This is a genomic window from uncultured Mailhella sp. (genome assembly GCF_944324615.1).
Taxonomy (GTDB): Bacteria; Desulfobacterota; Desulfovibrionia; order Desulfovibrionales; family Desulfovibrionaceae; genus Mailhella.
This window is the reverse complement of sequence record NZ_CALUWY010000037.1, coordinates 1-24151: the sequence shown is the minus strand read 5'-3', so window position 1 is coordinate 24151 and position 24151 is coordinate 1. Positions and strand designations below refer to the sequence as shown.

Here is a 24151-nt window from a genome sequence, read left to right as displayed (position 1 = left end):
ATGGCATCCTCCCTATGCCGACAATAAGAACTTCTTACCCTTTTGGCAACTAATGAGTCCTGAGCCTAGCGTTTCTCCAGAGAAAAAGGCCGCAGCAATGCGGCCTTTTTTTCCGGCAGAAGGAGCGCCTCAGCGAAGCGCCATGAGAAGCGGCACGATGACGGGCACAAGCAGCGTGAGGCACATGCCGGAAAACACCGCCAGAATGGCGCAGCGCTCACCGCTCACCTGAGCGATGACGGGCAGACAGGTATCCATGGCGGCCGCCCCGCCCGCAAGCACAGGCCCGAGCCTGCCGGAAAAGCGCACCACAAAGGGCGGCAGCAGCAGCGCGAGCGCCTCGTGAATCATATTGGACAAAAGGGCCACGGAACCGAGCGCCGCATCCCCGAGGCGCGTCATGATGACCGTAGCCAGACTGTAATAGCCGAAGCCCGCGCCCACAGCCAGCGATTCCGGCAGGGAAAGACTGGAAAAGGAGGAAAGCAGCAGCCAGGCAAGCGCACTTCCCAGAAGCGTACCCGCCACCACGCCCAGCGGAATGAGCAGGATGCGGCACTTCATTTCCCGCACGATGCCGAGGGCCTTCAGGTCGAAGCCCACGGTCATGCCCGCAAGCACCAGAAGCAGGTAGAGCACCCATACCGCCGCCTCTCCGGCGGCCGCCCCTTCGGGAAGAACATGCAGCCTGCCGAGCAGCGCCCCGGCCACGAAAAAGCCCAGAGCCACGAAGGATGAGGCGTTCGCCGCCCTTCCCCCCGCCTCTCCCGCGCCCTTGCCGGCGGCGTATTCAGGAAAGACGAAACGCCCGAGAATCCAGGCCGCCGCAAAGCACCCGGCCACGGAAAACGTGCTGATGCACGCCGCGTACAGCCCGAGATTTCTCAGCTGGCTCATAAGGTGATCGTCCTGCCCCAGAGAAAGCCCCAGCAGGAAAAGCATGATGCGCACGGTCCACACGAGAGCCGTGTTCACCGCCTTCACCACGGTGTCGCGATGGCGAAGCAGCCAGCCTGCGGGCACGCCCCCCGCAATAAGCCCCATTTCCAGAATCATCCATGCCTCCGTAACAGCCCTTTCCGGCCCGACGCCGGAAAAAGCGCCCGTAAACAAGCGCCCCTTTCACCGGCGAGTCATGCCGCACCTGCGGCCCGCCGTGAAGGAAAACGGCGCAGGCGCGTGCCTCGCCGGAACAATCAGCGCGCCCTGCGGTAACGCAGCCAGGCCGCTCCGTCCTCAAGCCTTTCCATCTCCCCCAGACGGAAGAAGGCCGTCACGCCCCGGTCGAACAGGCTTTTATCCTGCGCGTTTCCGGTAACGGGCACCTGCACGATGCTCAGTTCATCCACCAGGTCCGCCCGGAGGAAGGAGCCGTTCAGCAGGCTTCCGCCTTCCAGCAGCAGCTTCCGTATGCCGAAAATGGACTTGAGCTTGTGCAGGGCGAGCGGCAGGTCGATATCGTCCTTTCCTGCAAAGATATAGGACACGCCCACTTCCTGCAGGTAGGCAAGGCAGGCCTGCGGCACGCCTTCGCAGAGCACTTCGATGATGTGCGCGCCGCCGTAGCCCGGATCGTCATCCTCTATGCGCGGGCCCTTCCAGCCGAGGCTTCCGTGTCTGTCGAAGGCCACGGCAAAGAAGGAGGCATTCTCGTCGGCCACATGATCCATGGGCGGAATCACCGCTTCCCTGAAGCGGAAAAGGTCCGGCCGGAAGGCATGGGTGAAGCTCTCCTCCATGGTCACACGGCCGCAGGCAAAGGCGCCTGCGGCATAGTCGCGGTTGATGCGGTAATACGCCTGCAGGGCCGAAGCACAGCGGCTCTCGCGCAGGAAGTCCCCCGTCACCCTGCCGTCAAGCGACATGGCCATGTGACAGACAACATAGGGCCTCTCCTGCAGGTTCTGCACGTTTTCCATCATCCCATCATCCTCTGTGCCCGCTTTTTCCGGGAAAAATTCACATGAAACGCCGCAGCTGCGGATCCTGTTCCGCCGCATGCCGGAAAAGGCCTGCGCCGGAAGGCCGTCTGCTCCACGGCCGGGCCATCTTACCGGAAAAAAAGAAAAAGGCCAGAGGGGCGGAAGCGTGCAAAAAAAGGCCCCTGCCGGAGCGGGGGCCTTCTGCATAACACGCGAAGCGCAGCTTAGAACCTGTAGCCTATGGTCAGGCCGAAGTTGTGGGCATAGCTGTTGTGCGCCTTGCCTTCATAGGTGTTGATGAGCGGAACGTTGCCTTGCTTTCCTATGCGGTTGCTGTAGTTGATGTCGCGCACGTCGATGTACATGTAGGCGAGGTCGAGGGTCCAGTTCTCATACTTGAAGCCCGCACCCAGAGTGTAGTAGTTGCGGCCGTTGGAGGGCACGAGGTAGTCGTAGCAGTTGGTGTCCTTGAGGGGCGAGGTTTCGTAGGTGAAGCCCGCGCGCAGGGTCAGCCAGTCGAGGGGCTCGTATTCCACGCCGAAGGTGAAGGCCCAGGTGTCGCGCCAGTTCTTCTGCTCGAAGAAGGTGGGCGTCCTGTCGCTGTGCATGTTGATGGTGAGGTTGCGGTAGCGGCTCCACACGGTATAGGCCACGTCGCCTTCAAAGCTCAGGTTGGGCAGGGGCTTGTACATCACGCCCAGGGTGACGACGTCGGGAATGGAGAGCTTGCCGTCGGCATTGCAGTTTTCCATGACTTGCTTCAGGCTGCCCACGGCCGTGGGATTGCCGGCGAAGCGGAAACGGGTGCTGCCGTTGAAGGTCATGTCTTCGCGGGAACGGTAGGTGAGGCCGGCGCTCCACTCATCGTTGAAGCGGGCGTGCAGGCCGAAGTTGTAGCCGAAGGCATAGCCGTTTTCCGAATGGATGCGCGCGTCGGCATGGCCGAGGATCATGTCGCCCATGCTCATGTTGTACTGCTCATTCAGGCTGAGATAGCCCCAGGTGTAGCTCACACCGGCGCTCACGGACCACACATCGTTGATCTTGTAGGCGATGTTGGGGTTGATGGTGCTGGAGAGCAGCGTCACGGACTTGATGCCGCTGGACAGGATACCGGCCGGGAAGGGGCTCCTGCTGGAACGGGCCGTCCAGTTGTCCGGGAACTGGGAACCGAGGCCGTAGCGGGTGAAGGCGCCCACGCCGAACCACCAGTTGTCGTTCAGCTGATGGGTGACGTAGAAATGGGGGATGGGCCAGGCCTGATCGGAGGTGGAGACCGTCTTTCCGGTATCGGCGCGGCTGATGTCGAAATTCAGCATGGAAACCGCCATGCCCATCTGCGTGGCGGTGCCGGGAACCTGCGTGATGCCCGCGGGGTTGTAGGCCACGGCCGAGGGATCATCGGCACGGGCCACCATGCCGCCGCCTGCACCGCCGCCGAGAGCCATGCCTCGCGCGCTCCATTCGGTGATGGCGAAACCTTCGGCGGAAGCGCCGGAAACGCTGCCCGCCACCAGCCCGAAGGCAAGCAGGGAGGAAGCGACAAATCTGGCCTGATGGCGCGCGGCACGACAAAGAGCGCGCATCGCATAACGAGATACGTTCATGGGAATCCTCGAAAGTGGGATGATTTTGCCCGGACGGTGCCCGGAAAGGCGCATCATTTCCGAAAAAGAGAAGAAAAAAATTCTCCGAAACCGGCCTCTCTCCGGCATCGGAAATCATGCATGCGTTATGCCTAGCTCTCTTTGTAAAAAAAATAAACCGTTATTTTATGGTAGATTGCTAAGTTTTCCATCAAAAATATGATATAATACATTTCACCGCCGCGCACGCCCGCTTCGGAAAAACGGCCCTGCCCCTGTGCCGCAAGCGTTTGCGTCCTCCGGCCGTGCATGGAAAAAAAATGAATCGAAACGGCCTGTTTTCCTTGTTCCGCGTCTGGGGCGGCCGTGCCGCGAAGCAAAAAATTTCAACCGGCCACAAAAAAGGGGAGCCTCAGCTCCCCCTCATGCCTTTATGCGGAACGAATCCAGATGAAGCTTCCCTGGCGGCCGTCCTCGCTGCCCTCGCGGCGGGCATGGCGATAGGAAAAGAACATGCGCCAGTTGTCGAAGGTGCACAGGTCAAGGCCGAGGATGCGCCCGGGGGCAAGCCCCGCGCTTTCCAGCTGACTGCGGGTCAGCTGCCACAGATCCACGCTGCGGCGCGCCTCATCATACCAGGGAAGATATTCCGGCCCCCATTCCTCATCGAAATGCACGAATTCCGAAGCCGCCGGGCCGAGGCTCGGCCCGCGCACGGCCCACAGATCGCGCGGCTCAAGCCCATAATGACGGCAGAACTCCTCCACGGCCTTCTGCGGGTAATGCTGCCGGTTGCCCCGCCACCCGGCGTGTATGGCCATGACGAAGCGCCCGGAGGCATGTGCCACAAGAATGGGCTGGCAGTCCGCCGTTTTTATCATGAGGGCAAGGCCGGGGCGGGAAGTGGCCATGCCGTCGGCCTGTTCCGAAGGCGTCTGCAGGGGGTTCTGCGCCTCAGGCTCGAACAGCGTGCGCACGCCGTGCACCTGATGCAGCTCGGCAAAGGCTTCCGCGCCGAGAAGGGAAGCCATGGAACTTCTCCTCCTGCCGGAAGTCTCCCTCTGCTCTCCGCCGGAAAGGGAAACGGAACCGAAAGCCCTCGTGAAAAAGGCGCAGCCCACGCCGGGAATGCCCGGAAACTGAAAAGGAATCATGGCCGGATACAAAAGAGTTCCTCCTCGGTGCACACGGCTCCCGCAGGTCTGTCCCACGCATCGCGGGGCAGGCGGGGGAAAACAAGTTCATGGAAGGCAAGGCCCGCGCTGGCGCATGAGGCGCCGGCAAGCAGGCGGTCGTAATAGCCGCCGCCGTAGCCCAGGCGGAAGCCTTCCCTGTCAAAGGCCATGGCAGGAACGACAAGCAGCGTCGCCTCTCCTGCCTGCAGCTCCTGCCGGGAAAGAAGGCGGGAGGAAGCCTCCATGCGCGGTTCCCAAATACCCATGGGGGATAGTTCCAGTTCCTCCGGGCCGCGGCAGGCCACCATGTCCATGCATCCCGGCTCGCCCCTGCGGCAACGCGGCAGAAACACCTCTCTCCCGCTTTTCCACGCCGCGTCGAGCAGCACCGAGGTGTCGGCCTCCCCCTTCAGAGACATGTAGAGCGCAACCCGGAGACAGCGCGCCCAGAGCGGACTTTCCAGAAGCCGCCGCTGCATGCGGAGGCAGCGCTCCGCGCCCTGCTCCCCTGCGGCAAGCGCTCTTCTTCTGCCGGAAAGCACACGGCGAAGGGTCTTCTTGTCCTGCCATGAACGGCCGCACAGCTCCACGGTGCTGTTCCCTCCGGCGGAAAATTCCGCATCCGCATAAAAGAAATCCATAAAAAACACCCCTCTGCCTTGCCCGTTCAGATTTGCCCGCCTTCCCCCCTTTGTCAAACGGAAAAAAGTAGTCTATAGTGCGTGCAGCAGAACAGTTCTGCGGATATTTTCGTCCGCACCAGCGGAAAAGGATTTTCCCTACATGCCAAGCCCCGTTCCGGAATCAGCTCCGTACATTCCGAGCTGTTCCTCCCTGTCGGCGCGTCTCACACGTTTTGCCGGCTCTGCGGATACCAAGGACATGCCCTCTTCCGGGCGCGTCTGGATCGTGCTCGGCGACATTCACGGTTGCATCCGCCGTGCGGGAGACATCCCTGAGCTGGAACATGCGGCCGGAGTCATTCTTACCGGCGATCTCACCACGCTGGGAGGCGTTGCCGCCGCCCGCACGGTGATCGAGGCCTTTCAGGCCGTGCATCCCGTCATACTTGCCCAGATAGGCAACATGGATCGCGCGGAGGTGAATGACTGGCTTGAGGCCAAGGGCATCAACCTGCACCGCAACGTGCGGGAACTGAGCCCGGAAGTCGCCCTGCTCGGCGTGGGCGGCTCCACGTTCAGCCCCTTCGGAACGCCATCGGAATTTCCAGAGGCACGTTTTTCGGAATGGCTGGAGGATCTTGCGCGCCGCGCTTCCCAATACCGGGAGCTCGTGCTGGTGGCGCACAACCCTCCGTACAACACCGTCTGCGACCGTACCGACGGGGGCCTTCATGTCGGCTCCACCGCCATACGGGACTTCATAGAGGAATATCAGCCCGCCGCCTGCCTGTGCGGGCATATCCATGAATCTGCAGGCATACAACGCGTCGGTCGCACGCTTGTCGTCAACCCCGGTTCCTTTTCCACCGGAGCCTACGCCCTGTTCACCCTGGATGAATCGGGCGTGAGGGCCTCGCTTCGCAGGCTTGCGTAATCCCGGCGCCGCATTATTTTTTTGAGGATCACATGAGTCAGAACCCCGTTCTTCCCGAAGAGAACAACGAAGAAATCAAAACCCCCAAACCCCGCCGCACCAGAAAAACCGCTGCAGAAAACGCGCAGGAAGGCGCCGAAGAAAAGAAGCCCGCCCGCAGAAGCCGTAAAAAAGCTTCCGCTGAAGCCGGCGAAGACGCCTCCGCCGAAAAGACGGAGGAAAAGAAGCCCCGCCGCCGCACGGTGAAGAAGGCCGGATCCGCAGACGAAAGCGCCGAAGCGGAAAGCGCCGCCAAGGAAAAGCCGGTGCGCAGGAGCCGCACGCGCCGCGCCGCGGGCGCGGAAAAAGCCGTGCAGGAAGAAAACATCATTCATATAGGCTCCGCCCTGGTGCTCGACGACATGCTTCCCCCCTCCTCCGAGACCATGGAGCAGGCATCCGAAGCTCCCGCTCCGGAAAAGAAACGCCGCGTGAAGAAGGCCGAAGCCGCTCCCCGGAAGGAAGACGAGGCGCAGGAAGCCCCTGCCGAAGCCGCGCAGGAAGCCCCCGCTGCGGCCAAGAAGCCCCGTACCCGCCGCACCTCCCGCAAAAAGAAGGAAGAGTCCGCCCCCGTCTCCGTTGCGGAACAGGACATGCCCGATGAAGAAGAGGAACAGATCGTCCACATAGGTTCCGCCCTGGTGCTCGACGACATGCTTCCCCCCGCCTCCGTCCTTCCCGGCGACGAGGATAACGAGCCTTCGCAGGAAGAGGAAAAGCACCATACCCGCCGCAGCGGCAGGGAGGAGAAAAGGCCTGTCCGCCCCGCCGGTGACGAAGCTTCCGTGCAGGATGAGGACAATATCGGCAATGTGGCCTCCGCCGAAGAAGACTCCTCCGCACTCTGGCAGGATGACGGCGTCGTCACCCATATTCTGCCCTATCCCGGAGAATTCGACGAAGTCCGCCCCCATCAGCGTTCCCGCAGGAACCGCAAGAACCGCGACGCGCAGCCCGCGTTCAACGGTTCCCCCTACCTGCCCTCCTCCTATCAGCAGAATTTCTACGACCAGCCCCAGGCGCTTGTGTCCGACAGCCCCTTCGGGGGACGCAAGAACAGGGGCAAGGGCAAGAACCGCAAGTCGCAGGCCGTGCCCGCCATCCCGGACGATTTCGACTTCAACGCCGCCATGCTGAACGACAGCGTGCTCGGCGTGGCGCTCGGCCGTCAGGAAGAAGACTTCATTCCTGAAGACGACGGTCCGCAGCCCGCCCTGCCCGGCCAGCCCGTGGCCCAGCCGCTTTCCTCCGGCGACATGGCCGAGGAAGACCTCGCCGCGCTGGACGCCGCCGTCAACGGCAACCGCATCGACATGCCCCAGTCCCCGGCTCAGAAGGAAGGACGGGGCAAGAGCAGGAACCGCAAGGCGCAGAAGGAAGAAAAGGCCGAAAAGCCCGCCAGAACAGAAAAGAAGGCCGAGGCTGAGGAAGCCGCCCATGCGCGCCGCGTGCTCTATGTCAGCGTGGTGCCCGACGAACAGGTGGAAGTGGTCATCACCGAAGACGGACAGGTCACCGAATATTTCGTGGAAATGGCTCATCAGGTCAAAATCCGCGGCAATATCTACAAGGGCATCATCAACAACATCGACACCAACCTGCAGGCCGCCTTCGTGAACTTCGGCAACGGCAAGAACGGTTTTCTGCAGATCGACGAAGTGCACCCGGAATACTATCTCGTGCCTCACGACGCCTCGCACGGCCCCAAGTATCCGCCCATTCAGAAGGTGCTCAAGGTAGGTCAGGAAGTGCTGGTGCAGGTGGTCAAGGAACCTTCCGGCACCAAGGGCGCCTTCCTCACCACCTGGATCTCCATTGCCGGGCGTTTTCTCGTGCTCACTCCCGGGCAGGAACAGATCGGCGTTTCCCGCAAGGTGGAAGACCCCGAGGAACGTGCGCGCCTCAAGGACCTGCTGAACGGCATACAGCCCGGCGAGAACATGGGCGTCATCATCCGTACCGCCAGCGAAGGGGCAAGCAAGGCCAGCATCCAGCAGGACCTGCAGTACCTCAAGAAGCTCTGGAAGGACATTCAGAAAAAGGCCCCCACGGAAAAGTCGCCCTCCCTCATCTATCAGGAAGCCGACCTGGCCACCCGTTCCGTGCGCGACTACCTTTCGGAAGACATCGTGGAAATCTGGACGGACGACGAAACCACCAAGGCCCGCGTGGAAGACATCGCCAAGCTCATCTTCCCCGACAGAGCCGGTGAAATCGTCAAGCTGCACAAGGATCAGCGCCAGAGCCTGTGGGAACGCTTCAATCTGCTCCGTCAGCTGGAAACCGTGACCAGCCGCGAAGTGGTTCTGCCTTCCGGCGGCCGCCTCGTCTTCGACCAGACCGAAGCGCTCATGGCCATCGACATCAACTCCGGCAAGACCCAGGGCAAGACCAACTTTGAAGCCATGGTCTTCCGTACCAACATGGAAGCGGCCGAAGCCATCGCCCGCCACCTGCGCCTGCGCGACATCGGCGGGCAGGTGGTCATCGACTTCATCGAAATGCGCGACAAGAACCACTGCCGCGAGGTGGAACGCACCCTGCGCAACGCCATGCGCAAGGACCGCGCCCGCCACGACGTGGGGCACATGAGTTCCTTCGGCCTGCTGGAACTGGTGCGCCAGCGCACCGGCACCTCCGCCATTTCCATTTCCTGCGAACCCTGCCCCCACTGTCACGGCACGGGCGTGCGCCGCAACATGGAATGGCAGTCCCTTCAGGCCCTGCGCGATCTGCAGAGCAAGCTGTGCAAATCGCAGGACAACGGCAAGGGGAAGAAGAACGACAAGTCTTCCGAACCTTCCACCTTCATCTATGAAAGCGACGCGGAACTCGCCCTGTACCTTCTCAACCGCAAGCGCGACCGCATTGCGGCCCTTGAGGAAAAGTTCGGGGTGCACATCGAAATCCGCCTGAAGTAACGCGCCCTGCGGCGCGCCGTACAACGCTCTGAGCATGAAGGCCCTGCCCCTTTCGGAGCAGGGCCTTTTTTGAGGACCCCCATGCTGAGAACCATCCTCGTTCTTCTGCTTCTTGCGCTCTGCGGCTTCTATTTCTACCAGAAGCAGCAGGGAGAAGTGCCGCCCGTGCCTTCCGTACCCCGCACCGTGGACGAATCCGCCCTGAACGCCCTGAAGCAGAGCCTGCCCGATGTGATCTTTGAAAAGGACATTCTGCCCGCCATCGAACAGAACCGCAAAGCGGGCCTGACTCCCGGCGAAATCGACCTTCTTCTCGACAAGCTGGACACCATCGGCCGCGCGCTCGGCGGCAACGTGTCCGCCGCCGTGGAAAAAGCCGCCGAAGCCATAGCCCCCGACAGATTCCCGAAAAAAAGTCTGGGAGAACACGCGGCCGACATGGCCGCATCCCTGGCAGAGGCCGCAGGCGACGGGCTGGAAGCCTGCCTGCCCGCACTCAAGACCATGGCCGGGGAACTTCTGCAGGCTCTGGCCGCGGGCATATCCTTCCTGCTCGATCAGGCCGCCGACCTCATACAGGGGAAATGACACGCGGCATCTGCTTCTGCGCAAAAACTCGGAAGCGCAGCGCTCCGCCCCCCGGCGGCGCTGCGCTTTTCTGTTTCTTCCCGCAACGCCATGCCTGAAAAAATACGCATCCCGGATACGGCGTTTCAACGCGCCTCCGTGGCACACGAATAACGCCCTTTTCCTTCCGTATTATGAAACAGAAACAGAAAACAATGCCGACGAAGAAGCCCCCGGTGCAAGACTGCGCGAAAAAAAAGAGCGCAAGAACTTCCGCATGATGACGGCTCTTCCCTGTGTCGTGCTGTTTTACCCCTTGTCTTATCATGTATTTTTATGGGGGAAAGAAGTATGTGCAAAGAATGCCCTCCCCCTTCCCGCTTCCGTTCACGAATGTTTTCACCGTGTGCTCAAGGCTCTTTTCACACCTCTTCTTTTAACTGGATCATCCATTCCCTAAAAAAAAGCGTTTCTTTTTTCTGAAGCGGAACTATGGAGCATTCGGACATGTAGTGCTCGAATTTCATTGCGGCACTAGGAAAAGGGAGGCGTAAATCTTTTATGTCGAACAGGTTGCTTTTTCTTCCCTTGCATTTGACAGAAAAGCTGATAGCGTTTACATAAGATATACTATTTCCTTATAAGGAGGCCATTATGGAAGATTATCTCAAGCACGCTATAGAACTGGTTAAGGCGCAGGCTTCCGTCCGCGTCATGTCTGAGGACGAAATGGCAGAAATGATTTCCTCTCTTTCCAGCAAGCTCAAGAAACTTGACTGCTGTGAAGAAGTGGAAGAAGCCTGCCCCAGTGCCGAAGCGCCTGTTGTCGATCCCAAGCGCTCCATTAAGGAAAAGAGCATCGTCTGCCTGGAATGCGGCAAGACCTTCAAGGTCATCACCAAGAAGCATCTCATCCTCCATGGCCTCGACGCTGCCTCCTATCGCGCCAAGTGGGGATTCAAGAAGGGAACTCCGCTCACCTGCAAGGAACTGCAGCGTGCGCGTCGTCAGAAAATGAAGGATATGAAGTTGTGGGAAAAGCGCGCCATGGCTCGTGAAGCGGCGGCGAAGTAGGGCTGCCGCCCCATGGATCCATTTCCTTATTCTTCACAGGAAGGCCGGTTTCCGAGAAGCCGGCCTTCTCTGTCATGCAACGCCCCCCCACTCCCCTTCATGAAACACCTGCAGAAGGCCTCCTCTGCCGCACCGGCATGCCCCGAAACCTGAACCGGACGGCCTCTTCCCACAGATACGGAACGATCTGCCTTCCCAGCTCAGGCTTTTTCCGCTCCGAAGCTTCCCCCTCTTCTTTTCTCCGCCTCTTTCCAAGCCTCTCGGACACCGCCTGAGGGTCGCACTGTCTTGCCCGCGTAAAACGGCCGTACTGAGATGCAGAACGGCCCTTTGCCCCGCCCTGCGGGAATACCAAAGTTCCCGGACCGCCCCGTACCGCGCCGGAAAGGCCCTTTCCGGTTCCGAAGGCAAAACACATCCCTTCTTTCCTTCCCCTTTTCGTGCGCTGAGGCAGCGGGCGTATGGGCAGCCCACAGAAAAAAGCGACAATACGCCGCGCAGGCCGGGCGCAGAGCGCTGAAAAGGGCAAAGTGCACCTTCTCAATACAGAAAAATCCGGAACAACGCCTCAGAAGGCCTGCAAAAGGGATACTTCGGCTTTTCGGGCACAGGCTTTGCAGCAAAGCATGCGTACCCATGCCGGAAATCCGCGTCTGCCCGGACGATCAGGCCCTGCTTCTGAAACTCCGGCCCTTTGCCCGGCACACAAGACCTGCGGCGTCCGGGGCGGCCGCCGGCAGAATTCTCCGGTCCTTCTCCCGGGCATGCCTGCCGTGCAGCACCATGCCGGAGCACAAAAAAACGCCGGACCAGGATACGCTCCCATGGTCCGGCGCAGAAAAGGCAGACGGCTATGCTCAGTGTTTTGCGGGCAGAGGATAGCGGCCGCAGGTGAACTTTTCCCCTTCGGGGCAGTAGCCCAGGCGTTCGCACCGGGCTCCGGCATGGCGGAACACTTCGGGCAGCACTTCCCTGCACAGGGAAAGCATGGAACGGGCCACCCCGCGGATTTCCCACTGGGCGCGGGTGCAGCAGCGGTGCTCGAAGAAATTGAGCAGGGCGCGGCAGTTCATGGTCACCACAATGCTCGAAGAAGCGGCCTGCGGCAGAACAAAGCGGGCATCCTCACAGGCGGCGGATCCCCTGCCGTCTTCTTCCAGCATTTCCTTCAGATCGCGGTAGGCGGATCCCACTTCCTCCATGAAGGCCTGAAACCGGGCGCGGGCACGCGGATCGGCGGCAATGGCGGGAGGCATGACATAATTCATGTTCGAGGCGTCCACATAACGCTGACTCTGCTGGGAGTAGCTTGCAATGCGGTGACGCACAAGCTGATGGGTGAGCGCACGCGACACCCCGGAAAGGGCGAAGGTGAAACTCACATGCTCAATGGGGCTGGCATGGCCGGAAGCCATGATCTTTTCCACAAACTCTGCCTGCTTTTCACAGCTTATCTCGCCGGAAAGCAGACGGGGCCACATGTCCGCCACGTCACCGGCATGATAGCACTGACGGAAGGCGGCATAGATGAGGGCAAGGGGATCCGGCGTGTAGGCCAAAAGCTCCACACGGGCTTTGATTTCTGGCATGGTTCCTCCCGTTCCGGGCTTGCCGGAATGACGCACTGAAGGGCTGAAGCGGCGCGCTCCTGCGCCTTTTCAGCATCGTGAACATACAATGATTTTTCTTCGAAGAACGCGACGCCCTGCAGAAAACGCAGAGGTACAAAAGCACTCTTCAGAAGGCGTATCTACAGCAGGCTTCCCTGAGAGCTTCCGCCGTACAGGCGGTTCAGGTGCCGGTAGGCCTTGGGCATGGCCACACGCCCTCTCGGCGTGCGGCTCAAAAATCCGCACTGAATGAGGTAGGGTTCATAGATATCCTCAATGGTGCGTATTTCCTCGGAACAGGCCACGGCCAGGGTTTTCACCCCCACGGGGCCGCCGTTGAAATGGTCGATGAGCACGGTGAGGATCTTGCGGTCCATTTCATCCAGACCCGCCTCATCCACGTCCAGCCTGGCAAGCGCCGCGCGGGCCTGTTCCCCGTCCACCACGCCCTGTCCGTACACGGCGGCAAAGTCCCGCACGCGGCGAAGCAGACGGTTGGCGATACGCGGCGTACCGCGGGAACGGCGGCCTATCTCCAGCGCGCCCTCTTCCGTCACCTCCACGCCGAGAATGCGGGCCGAACGCCGCACCACGCGGGAAAGCTCCTCCGGAGTATAGAATTCCAGACGGCTGATAATGCCGAAGCGGTCGCGCAGAGGGGAGGAAAGAAGCCCGAGGCGCGTGGTCGCCCCCACCAGAGTGAAAGGCTCTATGTCCAGCTTCACCGTACGCGCGGCAGGCCCCTGACCGATGATGAGATCAAGGGTGAAATCCTCCATGGCCGGATACAGCACTTCCTCCACACTGATGGGCATGCGGTGGATTTCGTCCACAAACAGAATGTCGTGCCGGGAAAGATTGGTGAGAATGGCGGCAAGATCGCCGCTGCGCTCAAGCACGGGGCCGGAAGTGGTCACCAGATTCACGCCGAGTTCCGCAGCCATGATGCGCGCCAGCGTCGTTTTGCCGAGCCCCGGATTGCCGTAGAACAGCACATGATCCATGGACTGTCCGCGCTCCCTGGCCGCGTTCAGATACACGCGAAGATTGGCGCGCAGTTCCTCCTGCCCTATGAAGTCTTCCAGCCGCTGCGGGCGTATGTTTTCGTCGGCACTGTCCGGCGCCATGCTCTTGGGTACGAATTCTGCCATTTACTTCTTTCCTCTGGCCAGAGCCTTCAGCGCGGAACGCAACGCCTCGCCCACGTCAAGGTCGGCATCCTTCTCCAGAACCTCTTTGAGCACACGTCCGGCCGTTTCCTCGTCATACCCCAGGTTGACAAGCCCGGTCAGCGCGTCACGATACACGGAATTCGCCTTCCCCGCAGGGGAGGAGAGGGAAACCGGGGCATCGCCCTTCAGCTTGTATTTCAATTCCAGAAAAATCTGCTGCGCCGTCTTCTTGCCTATGCCGGAAACATGGGTCAGCGCGGAAGCGTCGTCGTCGGCCACAATGCGGCGCAGATCGTCCGGCCGGAAGGTGGAGAGTATGGCAAGGGCCGTGCGCGCCCCCACGCGGTTGATGCCCGTGAGCAGGTTGAAGGTCAGCCTTTCATCCCAGGAGGAAAAACCGAACAGCTCCTGCGCGTCTTCCCGCACAATGAAGCTGGTGTAAAAGGCACAGCTTTCCCCCTGTGCAGGCAGTTGCGCCAGCGTGTGTTCGGGCAGAAAAATCTCATAACCGACACCGCCGGCCGTCACCAGCACACAGCTGTTTTCGGTGCGCTCCAGCACACGCCCCTCGACATAGGAAAGCATTCTCCCTCCTACCCGCATCCAACCGCGCGGAATATTTACTTTTTATACAATCAGATAGCCTACTTTATTATAGAGAAAAACGCAAGAAGGCTCCGCCCGGCCAAAGAAAGGCGCCCGCGCCGTTCCCTTTGCGGAAAAACGTGCGCCGGATGTCCGGCAGGCCCTTCCCCATTCTCTTCTGCAGAAAAACCGCATGCGGCAGAAGCAGAAAAAGGGTTATGATTTCCCCGCGCAGTCTGTCTGCAGGGAAAATCATAACCCGGAACAATCGTTCGGCGGTCATGGCAGAAATGCCGCCGTGCCGTATTCGGGAAGCTGCACCCGGATCTTCTCCCATACGGAGAAGAGCGCCGTTGCTACTGCCCGAGCATTTCGTCCACCATGTGCTGCAGCGCCTTCACCTTGTCGTAATCGGCCAGAACGTCGCCCATGCCGTATTCCCGGCCGAGATAGGTGTACTTCTGTTCCCCCAGTGCATGGTAAGGCAGAAGCTCATATTCCACGTTATGGAAATCCCGGATGATCCTGACGGTGTTGACGATGTTTTCCTCCGTATCGTTCACGCCGGGAATAAGCGGAGTGCGTACCTTTATGGGAAGAGAGGGAAATTCCCGCCTGGCCATGGCAATATTGGCAAGAATGCGCCCGTTGTGCACTCCCGTCCAGGCCACATGGCCGGCATCATCCGCAAGCTTGATATCGACGATGAGATAATCCAGAAGGGAGCATATTTCCCTCATGACATTCTCGGGAGCACAGGCCGATGTCTCCATGGCCGTATGGACACCTCTGCTTCGCGCCGTAGCCAGAAGCGCCGCGGAAAACTCCGGCTGCATGAGGGCCTCCCCTCCGGAAAGCGTGATTCCGCCCCCGGAACGCGAGTATATGGCCCCATCCTTCTCCACTTCCTGCATGACCTCTTCCACCCGGACAAAACGGCCGTAGGAAAACATGGCCTTTCCCGGGCAGGCCTTTGCGCAGGGGAAATTCCCGTCCGCCGAGCACTTCCGGGGATCGCAGAGGTGAGCATCACGGATGATGCTTCCATCCTCCGCCGGAGAAAGCGCCCCGGCAGGACAGGCCGCCAGGCAGCGATGACAGTGAAGACACTTGCTCTCGTTATAGCCCGGTTCGGGAAAGACGTTCTGCGATTCCGGGTTGCTGCACCATGCACAGCGCAGAGGGCATCCCTTCAGAAATACTACGGTACGGATACCGGGGCCATCGTGTACGGAATAAAATTGAATATTGAAAATACATCCCTGCACATCCTTCATGTGCCTTACCTCACTCATGTCCTTTGACGCTGTATGTTCACGGCATCCCGGGAAGAACACCGCACTCCTTTCCCCATAGTGAAAATACGGAGGCTCCGAACCGGGAAACCTCCGTATTTTCATGAGCAGCCTCCGCCTGAAGCGGCGGTGTCGCACAGCCTATTTCTTCTGGTCTGCGGTTTCCTTGATGATGGTACGGATTTCCTCAACCACGGCCTTCCAGTCGTCGGGCAGGGTGTCATACACGCCGGCCGTTCTCGCAACGAGTTCCGCCTTCAGCTCAGGAGAGGTGATGATGACTTCCTTGTACAAGCCGCTTTTCCTGATGGCGTCGGCAGAGCTGACTTCCTTGACCATGCGGCCATGGGTCTCGATCATAAAGTGCATGGCATCCATCATCAGCTTCTGATCTTCCGGGGAAAGGCTCTTGAACCAGCGGGCGGAGCAGCTCAGCACCGAAGCCATGTAGCAGTGCTCAAAGTCCATGGCATAGCGGGCGACTTCCGCAACGGACCTTTCCGTGGGAACGCTGTCGGCGGGAAGCGCCACACCGTCAATGGTGCCCTGCTGCAGTGCGCTGAGCATTTCAGGACCGGTCACAGCCGCAGGGCTGAAGCCCATGGCCTTCAGGTTTTCTCTGTCGATCCGGGAAGCCGTGGCGCGCACCTTCTGTCCCTTGATGTCGGCGGCGCTATTGATGGGTTCCTTCATCAGCATCCAGCGGAAGGTGCTGGGGGCGAAGCCCACGGGCTTGATGCCCACCTTGTTGAGAGGATCAAGCAGCTTGAGCCCGAAGGGATTGTTGACCAGCACACGGTCGGCTTCGTCCGAGTTCATGAAAAGAAACGGGCAGTCGAGCACGCCGAGTATCGGCAGGAAGGAAGAAACGTTGGCGGCCGATTCCATGGCGATATGCACCGTCCCCATCTTCATGCTCTGCAGCACCGTGGCGGGAGAGCCCAGCTTGCCGGAATCGTAAACATCGACGCGGTAGCGCCCTCCGGAGCGTTCCTCGATGTATTTCTTCATCTCTATGAAGGCCAGATACTGCGGGCAGTTGGTGGTATTGACGGAGGCGTCCACCTTGATGACCTTGGGTGCGGCTTCCGCACAAACGGGAGAAAGAGAAACACCCAGGGCGATGAGAACCAGCGCGCCAAACTTTTTCATACTGCTCATACCAACTCCTTTTTCAGGTTACAGGGGACTACAGAAGACAGAGGCTGAGCCACGGAACGAAGACCTGAATCAGCGCCACTACCAGACTTATGCCGATATAGGGAAGCAGCGACAGGGACACATCCCGCACGGAACTTCCGCTGATACCGCATGCAACGAACATGTTCACACCCACCGGAGGCGTGCAGCAGCCGATGCCGGTCATGATGACCATGAACACACCGAAGACCACGGGGTCCACGCCGAATTTCGCCAGCAGCGGCGTCAGCATCGGCGCAAGAATGAGCGTGGCACTTCCCCCGTCCAGAAACGTGCCGACGATAAGCAGAATGACCAGGACAAAGAGCACGATGACGTATTCATTGGTGGAAAACGTGGTCACGCTTTCGATGAGAACGTCGTGCAGGTTGTAGTACAGCATCAGCGTGCCCAGACCGTTCGCAGCCACCACCACGAACATGATCAGTCCTACGGTATTGGCGGAGCGGACGAAGATCTGGAACATGCCCTTGAGATCGGTACTCTTCAGGATGAAAAGTTCCACGATGACAGCATACAGCACGGCCACAACACCCGCTTCCGTGGGGGTTGCGATACCGCTGTAAATTCCGCCCAGAACCAGCAGCGGCACACCCATGGCCCAGCGGGCGGCCCACACGCCTTCCAGACGGCTCTTCCAGCTCGCCCTAGGTTCGATCACGCCGTAACCGTTTTTACGCGATATGAACCATGCCGTGCCCATGAGCATGGCCGCCCACAGAATACCGGGCACGATGGAGGCGAGGAACAGATTGCCTATGGAGGTATCCGTGCAGGCGCCGAACAGAATCAGCGGCACGGACGGAGGAATCATGGCTCCGAGGCATCCGGCCACGGCATTGGTGGAAGCGGCAAACGAGGCGGGATACTTGTCTCTGACCATGGCGGGAATGGTGGAACCGCCCACAGCGGCCGTAGTGGCCGCACAGGAGCCGCAAAGCGCGCCGTAGAACAGGCAGGTGACGATGGACACATGGGCGAGTCCGCCCGTCACATGGCCGCAGAGCCTGCGGCACATGTTCAGAAGCGCGGCGGCAAGGGAACCTCTGGCCATGATGTCGCCCGCCAGCACGAAGAGCGGTATGGCTATGAGCGGAAAGGACTCGAACGTATTGAACAGACGCTGGGCGTACATGGCCAGGGGCAGATCTTCGGGGCTGAACATCATGGCCGCCATCACGCCGAGGCCAAGGGCCGCACATACCGGAACACAAAGAACAAGCAGAAGCGCCGTAGTGCAGAAGCAGATAATGATCGTTGAATCCATGGGCTTCTCCTTATTCCTGCGTCATGCTGTCGATGAAGAGTTTGCGAATGCTCTGCAGAAAGGTGAGCAGGAAAAACAGCGGAATGCCCACATACACGCCCCACAAGGAGATATCGAGCGAAAGAAAGGTCTGCTGCATTTCCATTACTTCCATAAGAAGCTGAACACCGAGAATAATGCCCATGAAGCAGTATATGGACATACATGCATCACTTATGAACATAAGGGCTTTGCGCACTCTGCCCTTTGCCAGGGTAAGGAGAAAGTCCATACGCAGGTGAGCACCGTTTTTCATGGCCAGTGCCGCACCGCAATAGGTCAGCCACATGAAGAGATAGCGGGCTATTTCCTCGGTCCACGGCTTGGAATCATGAAAAATGAATCGGTAAACCACCTGAAGCAGAATGAAAAAACACATGAACGACAGCAGAATGACGGAACTTTTTTCTATGAAGCCGTCGATATAATTCCATAAGCGCTTCACATCACATCTCCCTGTGCAATAATGATGAAATCCTCATTCCTACATACTCAGTTCGGTACGGGAAATGATATCATTCTGAATAGCCTTGGAAAGATCGGTAAAGTAAGCACTGTATCCCGCCACGCGCACGATGAGATTTCTGTATTCATCGGGATTGTTCTGGGCGTTGATCAGTGTTTCTCTGTTGATGATGTTGAACTGAACATGCCAGAGACGAAGATCGCACCAGGTACGGATGAGAGACATGAGATCGCGCGTGCCCTTCTCTCCCTTGACGCAGCTGGGGCTGAGCTTGATGTTGAGCAGACGGGATGCGTAGTGAGACAGGCCGAAGTTCTTGGTATAATGGTTGGAGAACAGGATGCCCGTGGGCCCCTTGGTTTCCACGCCGTGGGAGGCGGAAGAACCGTCCGATACGGGAGTAAAGGCCAGACGTCCGTTGGGCAGGGCGCTCACATCGGTGCCGTGGGAGATATTGCCCGTCACGGTAACCATGCGCAGGCCCATATCGTAGCCCAGTTCCTTTTCGTGTTCGATGCAGAAAGTCTGCGCCAGGGTATCGATGTCCAGGCCGATGGCATCGGCATACGGGTCATTGTTGCCGTATGTCGGCGAAGACATGAGTATCTGCCGCACGGCCTCATAGCCCTGAAAATTGGCACGGAGCGCTTCCAGAAGCAGGGGCATGCTTATGCTCTTCTCTTCATAGACCTGCTTTTTCACCGCACTCAGGGAATCCACGGTGGTGGCATAGCCGAAACAGTCGAAGAAACAGCTGTCCACGCTTCCGGGAATATGTTCGCTGGTCTGCAGATCCACACCGTACTTCATGCACAGATCATGCAGCGAAGAGGCCAGCGGGCTGGCGAAATGCTTCCCGCGCAGCTTGTGCATGTGATACTGGATGCGGAACGTGCTCTTGAGGCAGTATGTAAGCTGCGTGCGGAACGCGGAGAAAAACTCTTCCCAGGTGGTAAAGGAAGCCGGATCACCCGTTTCCAGCGTGAGAAGCTCATCCTTGTACTTCAGAAGATGCCCATTGAACAGGGTGAGTTCCATGACCGCCGCCAGATTCAGATGCACGGGCGGCGTCGTATTCATATCAAGGTTGGGGATGCGGATTTCGGTGCAGCCGGAATGCGTGTAATCGAGACTGTCGGCTCTGGACGCGCCCCGCGACATGAAGTGGCTGACGATTTCCTCGTCGTTGGTAAGCTTGGGGAAGCCCTGACCGATTTTGATGGTTTCCGCAACTTCATGCAGAAAACGTTCCGGCGTGCGGGGATGGATTCTTACGGCAAGGTCGGGGTGAACCAGAGGGCTTTCCTTGCGCGACTGCAGTATGAGGTAGGTAAGCTCGTTGGTGGCGTCGTGTCCCATGCGGTCCTGCCCGCCTATGCACACGGTTTCCCACGCGGCATAGCCGCCCTGCATGGCGCTGGCCACCGGAGTGATCGAAATATCAATGAACTGCCCGATATTGACCCAGAGGCAGTCCAGAAGTTCCATCACGTCCTCATCGGTGAGAATACCGGCCGCCTTGTCACGGCAGTAGAACGGATACAGATACTGATCCATGCGGCCGTTGGTGATGAGCCCGCCGGTTCTGTGCTCAAAGCGGGAAAAAGCCTGGGCCAGCCACTGGGACTGCATGGCTTCGCGGAAGGTGCGGGCGGGATGCTCGGGCACCCATTCGCAATGTTCGGCAATCTGAAGAAGCTCCGCCCTGCGCACAGGGTCCTTTTCTTCTGCAGCCTTCTGCCGGGCCAGTACGGCATGACGCCTTGCCCAGTGCACCAGCGCGTCGGCCGTGATGATCACAGCCTCATAGAAAGGACGCTTTTCTTCCTGATGGACGGGATTGTTCGGGTCAAGAGCGGCAAGCTTTTCCTCCGCCATCTTTCTGATGCCTTCCATGCCGAGGTTGAGCACCTTGTCATAATCCAGGCACCAGGTCGTTCCCCCGCGCTGCGTTCCCGACTCCATGGCGATGAAGCGGGGATTGCGTCCGGCTTCGTCATTGTAGGTGAGGCGTTTGACCTCGGGCGGAAGCACTCTCACGATGTCCTCGTGCAGCGTCTTCCCTTCCCAGTAGGGAGATATCTCCCGGGAAACCTGCTCGATCTCTTCTTCGGAGATACGCCATGCCAGGTCGGGCCGGGAGGCCACGTCGGAAAGTACCTTGGCGAAGAAATCACCGTCCAGTTCAGGGTACAGAATGCCGTAGCGGCACTTATCCGTGCCGCAGCGCCCCACGATGAGCTGATCGTCGTCCACATACACGGTGATGTTTTCCGCAATGTAGCGCAGAGCTTTGGCCCAGCGCAGCACAAGAGGCTGACCTTCCGTTTCCTTCATGGACCGGGTGAACAGAATGCCCCTTTCTATGTCGATGTAGGGAGTTTTCCCCACAAAACGCTCAGCAATGGTGAAAAGACGATGATGCGCAGCTTTATTCGGATTATCCCGCCCCTCCTTGAGGGCCTGGAGAACTTCTTCCTGCGGCGTATAGCAAGTGCAGCAGCTCATGATATGCCTCCTTGATGTTTGCTCTTTATTTTGCAAGAAGCATACCAAACCTGGCTGCAATATAAAAATTAGTGATATCAACGTATTATATTATAACAAAACATGATCCCTTTTTCTCTAGTGTGTAATAAGGTAACAGTTAATATGTGTATTTTTTACGCATGAAAAATATTTACACAAAATTACGCCTGTTTTCTGTACGCGCTTGTTCTTATCTGATACTTATGAATCTTATTATACACTGTTTTTCTGGAAATACCCAGAATTTCAGCTGTTTTTTTGATATTGCCCTCAGTTTCCTCCAGAACCGCCTCCAGTGAGGAACGTTCCCGCTGCGACAGGGTTCTCTCTTCATGGGAGCTTTTCACCGCCGGGGAGACCACTTCCGGCATTCTGTCGTTCATGGAACCTCTGTTCAAAATGAAATCAAGCTGTTCCAGAGAAATTTCCTCTTCGCAGCAGACGGCCGTTGCACACTCGATGACATTTTCCAGCTCACGCACGTTTCCCGGCCACTTCCATTCATGGAGTCTTTTCATGGCTGCGGCGGAAAAACGACGGCAGCTGCCGCCGTCGGCCTTCTTCCGAAGAAAACTTTCCACAAGAAGGGGAATATCCCCCCTGCGCTGGCGGAGCGGAGGAATATTAATGGTAAGCGCGTTGATGCGATAGAGCAGATCATTGCGAAAGCCGCCGCGCCGCACCTCCGCTCCCAGGTCCTTGTTGGTTGCGGCAATGATGCGGACATTGACTCTGCGCAGCTGAGAAGCACCTATTCTTTCCACTTCTCTGGTCTGTATCAGTCTGAGCAGGGCCGTCTGAGCCTCAAAAGGCAGTTCGCTGATTTCATCGAGAAAAATAGTGCCCCCGTCGGCCAGTTCAAACTTCCCCGGATGTCCTTTCCGGGCAGCTCCGGTGAAGGAGCCTTCAACATAACCGAACAGCTCGCTCTGAAGCAGACTGCGGGGAATGGCGCCGCAGTTCACCGCAACAAAGGGTTGTCTGCTTCTTGCACTGGCGTTGTGAATGGCCTGTGCAAACAGTTCCTTGCCCGTTCCGCTTTCGCCGTAAAGAAGGGTTGTAATACCGCTTTCCGCTGCAGAATGGGCCAGTTTAAGGGAAGCCCTGAGTTCGGGAGACTGCCCGATAATGGAATCAAACGTATATCTGGCCACATATCCGGCCTGCTGCGCCACATATACGCTCATCTGCTTGGGGCGGCGCAGGCTTAAAATGGCTCCTTTTTCTTCAAACGGAAAACAGGAGACAATGCAGGAAACATGCGCCCCCCTGATGTCGAACCGGAACTCCTGCAGACTGATCCGCTTGAATATTCCCTGAGGGGCCAGTTTTTCCATAAGGGAAGCAGGGAGATACACATCCTTTAAAGAATCCAGCCTGAGAATGTCCATGAACTGGGCGTTGCCGTAATGAATTTTTCCGGAAACATCCACATAGAGCAGTCCTTCATCCACAAGTTTCAGCAGGATTTCCTTTTCCTTCATGGATGATTTCAGGTTGAACTGATCCACGATCATGTGCGCGGTCATTTCCACCATGGCCAGCGTCAGGGAAGAGTAGTCGGAAATATCCTGGGAACAGCAGAGTATGCCCTGCATCTTTCCATCCAGAAAAAGAGGAACACCCGTGCCGTGGCGATGATGCACCGCCTTCACCCAGTGTTCGGGACCATAGATTTCCGAAGACTTGCGTTCCTCCAGCACCAGGGACACGATGGATGTGCCCCCCGAAAGCTCCGCATGGTTGGTCCCCGGCCGCTGATGTTCCACCTTTTTCAAATCGTCGGGATGCCCGGTTTTATAAAGAAAGCCCCCGGTCGCATCATACAGGGTGATGACGCACTTGCCCTTCTTGATGCTGGTAATGAACTTCTCCATCAGCGGTACGGCAACTTCCAGCAGCTCTCTGCAGTTCTCAACCTTTCTTTCCGAGGGCGGAAGAAAACGGTCGGACACAAAGTCATCGACAGGAATTCCCGCTTTCCGGCACCGCTGCCAGGAAGCAAGAATGACAGGACGTATAATGGAAGTATCCACTTCAAGGCCCTGCTGAAACCGTTCCCACTGTTCCAGAAGCCGGTCATACCGGGAAGTATTGTCCAACATACTGCCTATCCCAACATCTTGTTAAAAAATACGCCGTTTTCCACGACACTTCTCTTGGTATAGACAACTATCTTTTTTTGCACAATTCCGGGTGCAGGGCCTGTCGGAAAATTCCGAAGGATTCCTCCCCTCATCTGCCCGCAGGCGCAGCATGCCGGTCATGCTTCTGCTTCCGGCTTTTTCATGAAAACACACATGGCATCTCTTTCCCGTATGGGAACGTTCCCGACTGTCCGGAAGGATCCGCTTCAGCACCTGCCGGACCGTCGCCATGGATACAGACTTTCTTTTTTCTGAACGCATGGCCTGCCAAAGCATATGTTTCTTCCCGTACAGACAACGCTCCGGCGACAAAGCCCTCCCTCGCCCTTGAACGGGAACGCACATGTCGGGGAAACAGGCCTCAGAGCGTCGGAAAACGGGAAGGATTGGCTGAACAGTTTGAAAGAACATGTTCCCTTTCCCCTGTACTTCTCTTCGCAACACCAAGACCACAGAAAAGAGCTTCAGCAACAAGTGCGGACCGTTTTCCCCATATACCCATAACGCATACAGCACTCCATGCAGCGTTTCTGACAAAAGCCCCCCTGCCCTTCTGCCGGAGAGCGCGGGACTACAGGAAAAACAGCGGAATCCAAGTGGCGGAAACCTTGCTCTGCCCGGAGAGCAGAAAAACTTCCAGAGGCTCGCCCACGGCACAGGGAAAAAACTGGCCATGGAAAAGGATGTTGACCAGATGCGCCGGATCGCCCCACGATACCGGAAAGAAAAAACGCCCTGCCCCCGTATCACATGGCCGGAGTGAAGGAGATTTCCCAAATTTTTCGTGTCACGCCCCGGCAGGGGAACGCCGAAATCCGGCAGATTATTCCGGCAGACGCATTCGGCTCCCGGGAAAACTCCGCCCAGGCAGAAGTACGGCAGGCCGTATCTTCCGGCAGAAAGTTTCCCCCCGCAGGAATGCCCTAGGCTCAGGACTCATTAATTGCCAAAAGGGTAAAAAGTTCTTATTGTCGGCATAGGGAGGATGCCATGAAGGAAC

Annotated in this window: 19 protein-coding genes; 4 read left to right on the top strand and 15 right to left on the bottom strand. The window is 58.3% G+C overall.

The annotated features are described in order from the left end of the window. Window positions 1-129: 129 nt before the first annotated feature. The 5 genes from Q0K07_RS08665 to Q0K07_RS08645 form a co-directional block, all read right to left on the bottom strand. On the bottom strand, window positions 130-1056 hold the full coding sequence (locus Q0K07_RS08665; protein WP_294558492.1) for a lysine exporter LysO family protein: 927 nt from the start codon (window positions 1054-1056) through the stop codon (window positions 130-132). A gap of 140 nt (window positions 1057-1196) precedes the next feature. After that, window positions 1197-1922: a RibD family protein gene (locus Q0K07_RS08660; RefSeq protein ID WP_294558491.1), complete on the bottom strand. Its 726-nt coding sequence runs from the start codon at window positions 1920-1922 to the stop codon at window positions 1197-1199. 224 nt (window positions 1923-2146) lie between these two features. Continuing rightward, window positions 2147-3529 carry an OmpP1/FadL family transporter gene (locus Q0K07_RS08655; protein ID WP_294558490.1) on the bottom strand — a complete coding sequence of 461 codons (1383 nt, stop codon included), beginning with the start codon at window positions 3527-3529 and terminating at the stop codon, window positions 2147-2149. A 410-nt stretch (window positions 3530-3939) separates the two neighbouring features. Then, window positions 3940-4662 (bottom strand): polyphenol oxidase family protein, encoded by a 723-nt coding sequence (locus Q0K07_RS08650; RefSeq protein ID WP_367178880.1) that lies wholly within the window; start codon window positions 4660-4662, stop codon window positions 3940-3942. After that, complete coding sequence (locus Q0K07_RS08645) at window positions 4659-5324, bottom strand: 5-formyltetrahydrofolate cyclo-ligase (protein WP_294558488.1); 666 nt, start codon at window positions 5322-5324, stop codon at window positions 4659-4661. Before Q0K07_RS08645 ends, Q0K07_RS08650 begins: the two co-directional genes overlap by 4 nt. 142 nt (window positions 5325-5466) lie before the next feature. Here Q0K07_RS08645 and Q0K07_RS08640 point away from each other — a divergent pair, with 142 nt between their 5' ends. From Q0K07_RS08640 to Q0K07_RS08625, 4 genes are all read left to right on the top strand, one after another. Continuing rightward, complete coding sequence (locus Q0K07_RS08640) at window positions 5467-6240, top strand: metallophosphoesterase (protein ID WP_367178879.1); 774 nt, start codon at window positions 5467-5469, stop codon at window positions 6238-6240. A gap of 32 nt (window positions 6241-6272) precedes the next feature. Continuing rightward, entirely contained in the window at window positions 6273-9200 is a 2928-nt protein-coding gene (locus tag Q0K07_RS08635; protein ID WP_294558486.1) for an Rne/Rng family ribonuclease, read from the top strand. A gap of 81 nt (window positions 9201-9281) precedes the next feature. Then, the gene (locus Q0K07_RS08630; RefSeq protein ID WP_294558485.1) at window positions 9282-9788 is read left to right on the top strand and encodes a hypothetical protein; all 507 of its coding nucleotides are present in this window, start codon (window positions 9282-9284) and stop codon (window positions 9786-9788) included. Between the two features lie 633 nt (window positions 9789-10421). Beyond that, window positions 10422-10841, top strand: a complete 420-nt coding sequence (locus tag Q0K07_RS08625; protein ID WP_077071634.1) for a MucR family transcriptional regulator — start codon at window positions 10422-10424, stop codon at window positions 10839-10841. Between the two features lie 857 nt (window positions 10842-11698). Here Q0K07_RS08625 and thyX read toward each other — a convergent pair. The 10 genes from thyX to Q0K07_RS08575 all read right to left on the bottom strand — a co-directional run bounded on the left by thyX (window position 11699) and on the right by Q0K07_RS08575 (window position 23109). Further along, a complete protein-coding gene (gene thyX / locus Q0K07_RS08620) occupies window positions 11699-12430 on the bottom strand; it encodes an FAD-dependent thymidylate synthase (protein ID WP_294558483.1) in 732 nt (243 codons plus the stop codon). 161 nt (window positions 12431-12591) lie between these two features. Then, window positions 12592-13578, bottom strand: coding sequence for a Holliday junction branch migration DNA helicase RuvB (gene ruvB, locus Q0K07_RS08615; RefSeq protein WP_294558493.1), 987 nt, complete (start codon window positions 13576-13578; stop codon window positions 12592-12594). A 24-nt stretch (window positions 13579-13602) separates the two neighbouring features. Then, complete coding sequence (gene ruvA, locus Q0K07_RS08610) at window positions 13603-14208, bottom strand: Holliday junction branch migration protein RuvA (protein ID WP_294558481.1); 606 nt, start codon at window positions 14206-14208, stop codon at window positions 13603-13605. 67 nt (window positions 14209-14275) lie between these two features. Then, complete coding sequence (locus tag Q0K07_RS08605; protein WP_294558480.1) at window positions 14276-14491, bottom strand: hypothetical protein; 216 nt, start codon at window positions 14489-14491, stop codon at window positions 14276-14278. A 73-nt stretch (window positions 14492-14564) separates the two neighbouring features. Next, entirely contained in the window at window positions 14565-15485 is a 921-nt protein-coding gene (locus tag Q0K07_RS08600) for a glycyl-radical enzyme activating protein (protein ID WP_294558479.1), read from the bottom strand. 159 nt (window positions 15486-15644) lie between these two features. Next, window positions 15645-16664, bottom strand: coding sequence for a TRAP transporter substrate-binding protein (locus Q0K07_RS08595; protein WP_294558477.1), 1020 nt, complete (start codon window positions 16662-16664; stop codon window positions 15645-15647). 28 nt (window positions 16665-16692) lie between these two features. Then, window positions 16693-17970, bottom strand: coding sequence for a TRAP transporter large permease (locus Q0K07_RS08590; protein WP_294558475.1), 1278 nt, complete (start codon window positions 17968-17970; stop codon window positions 16693-16695). Window positions 17971-17980: 10 nt separating this feature from the next. After that, window positions 17981-18454 (bottom strand): TRAP transporter small permease, encoded by a 474-nt coding sequence (locus tag Q0K07_RS08585; RefSeq protein WP_294558473.1) that lies wholly within the window; start codon window positions 18452-18454, stop codon window positions 17981-17983. Window positions 18455-18493: 39 nt separating this feature from the next. Next, window positions 18494-20983 (bottom strand): pyruvate formate lyase family protein, encoded by a 2490-nt coding sequence (locus tag Q0K07_RS08580; protein WP_294558472.1) that lies wholly within the window; start codon window positions 20981-20983, stop codon window positions 18494-18496. A 182-nt stretch (window positions 20984-21165) separates the two neighbouring features. Further along, complete coding sequence (locus Q0K07_RS08575) at window positions 21166-23109, bottom strand: sigma 54-interacting transcriptional regulator (protein ID WP_294558470.1); 1944 nt, start codon at window positions 23107-23109, stop codon at window positions 21166-21168. Window positions 23110-24151 lie beyond the last annotated feature (1042 nt).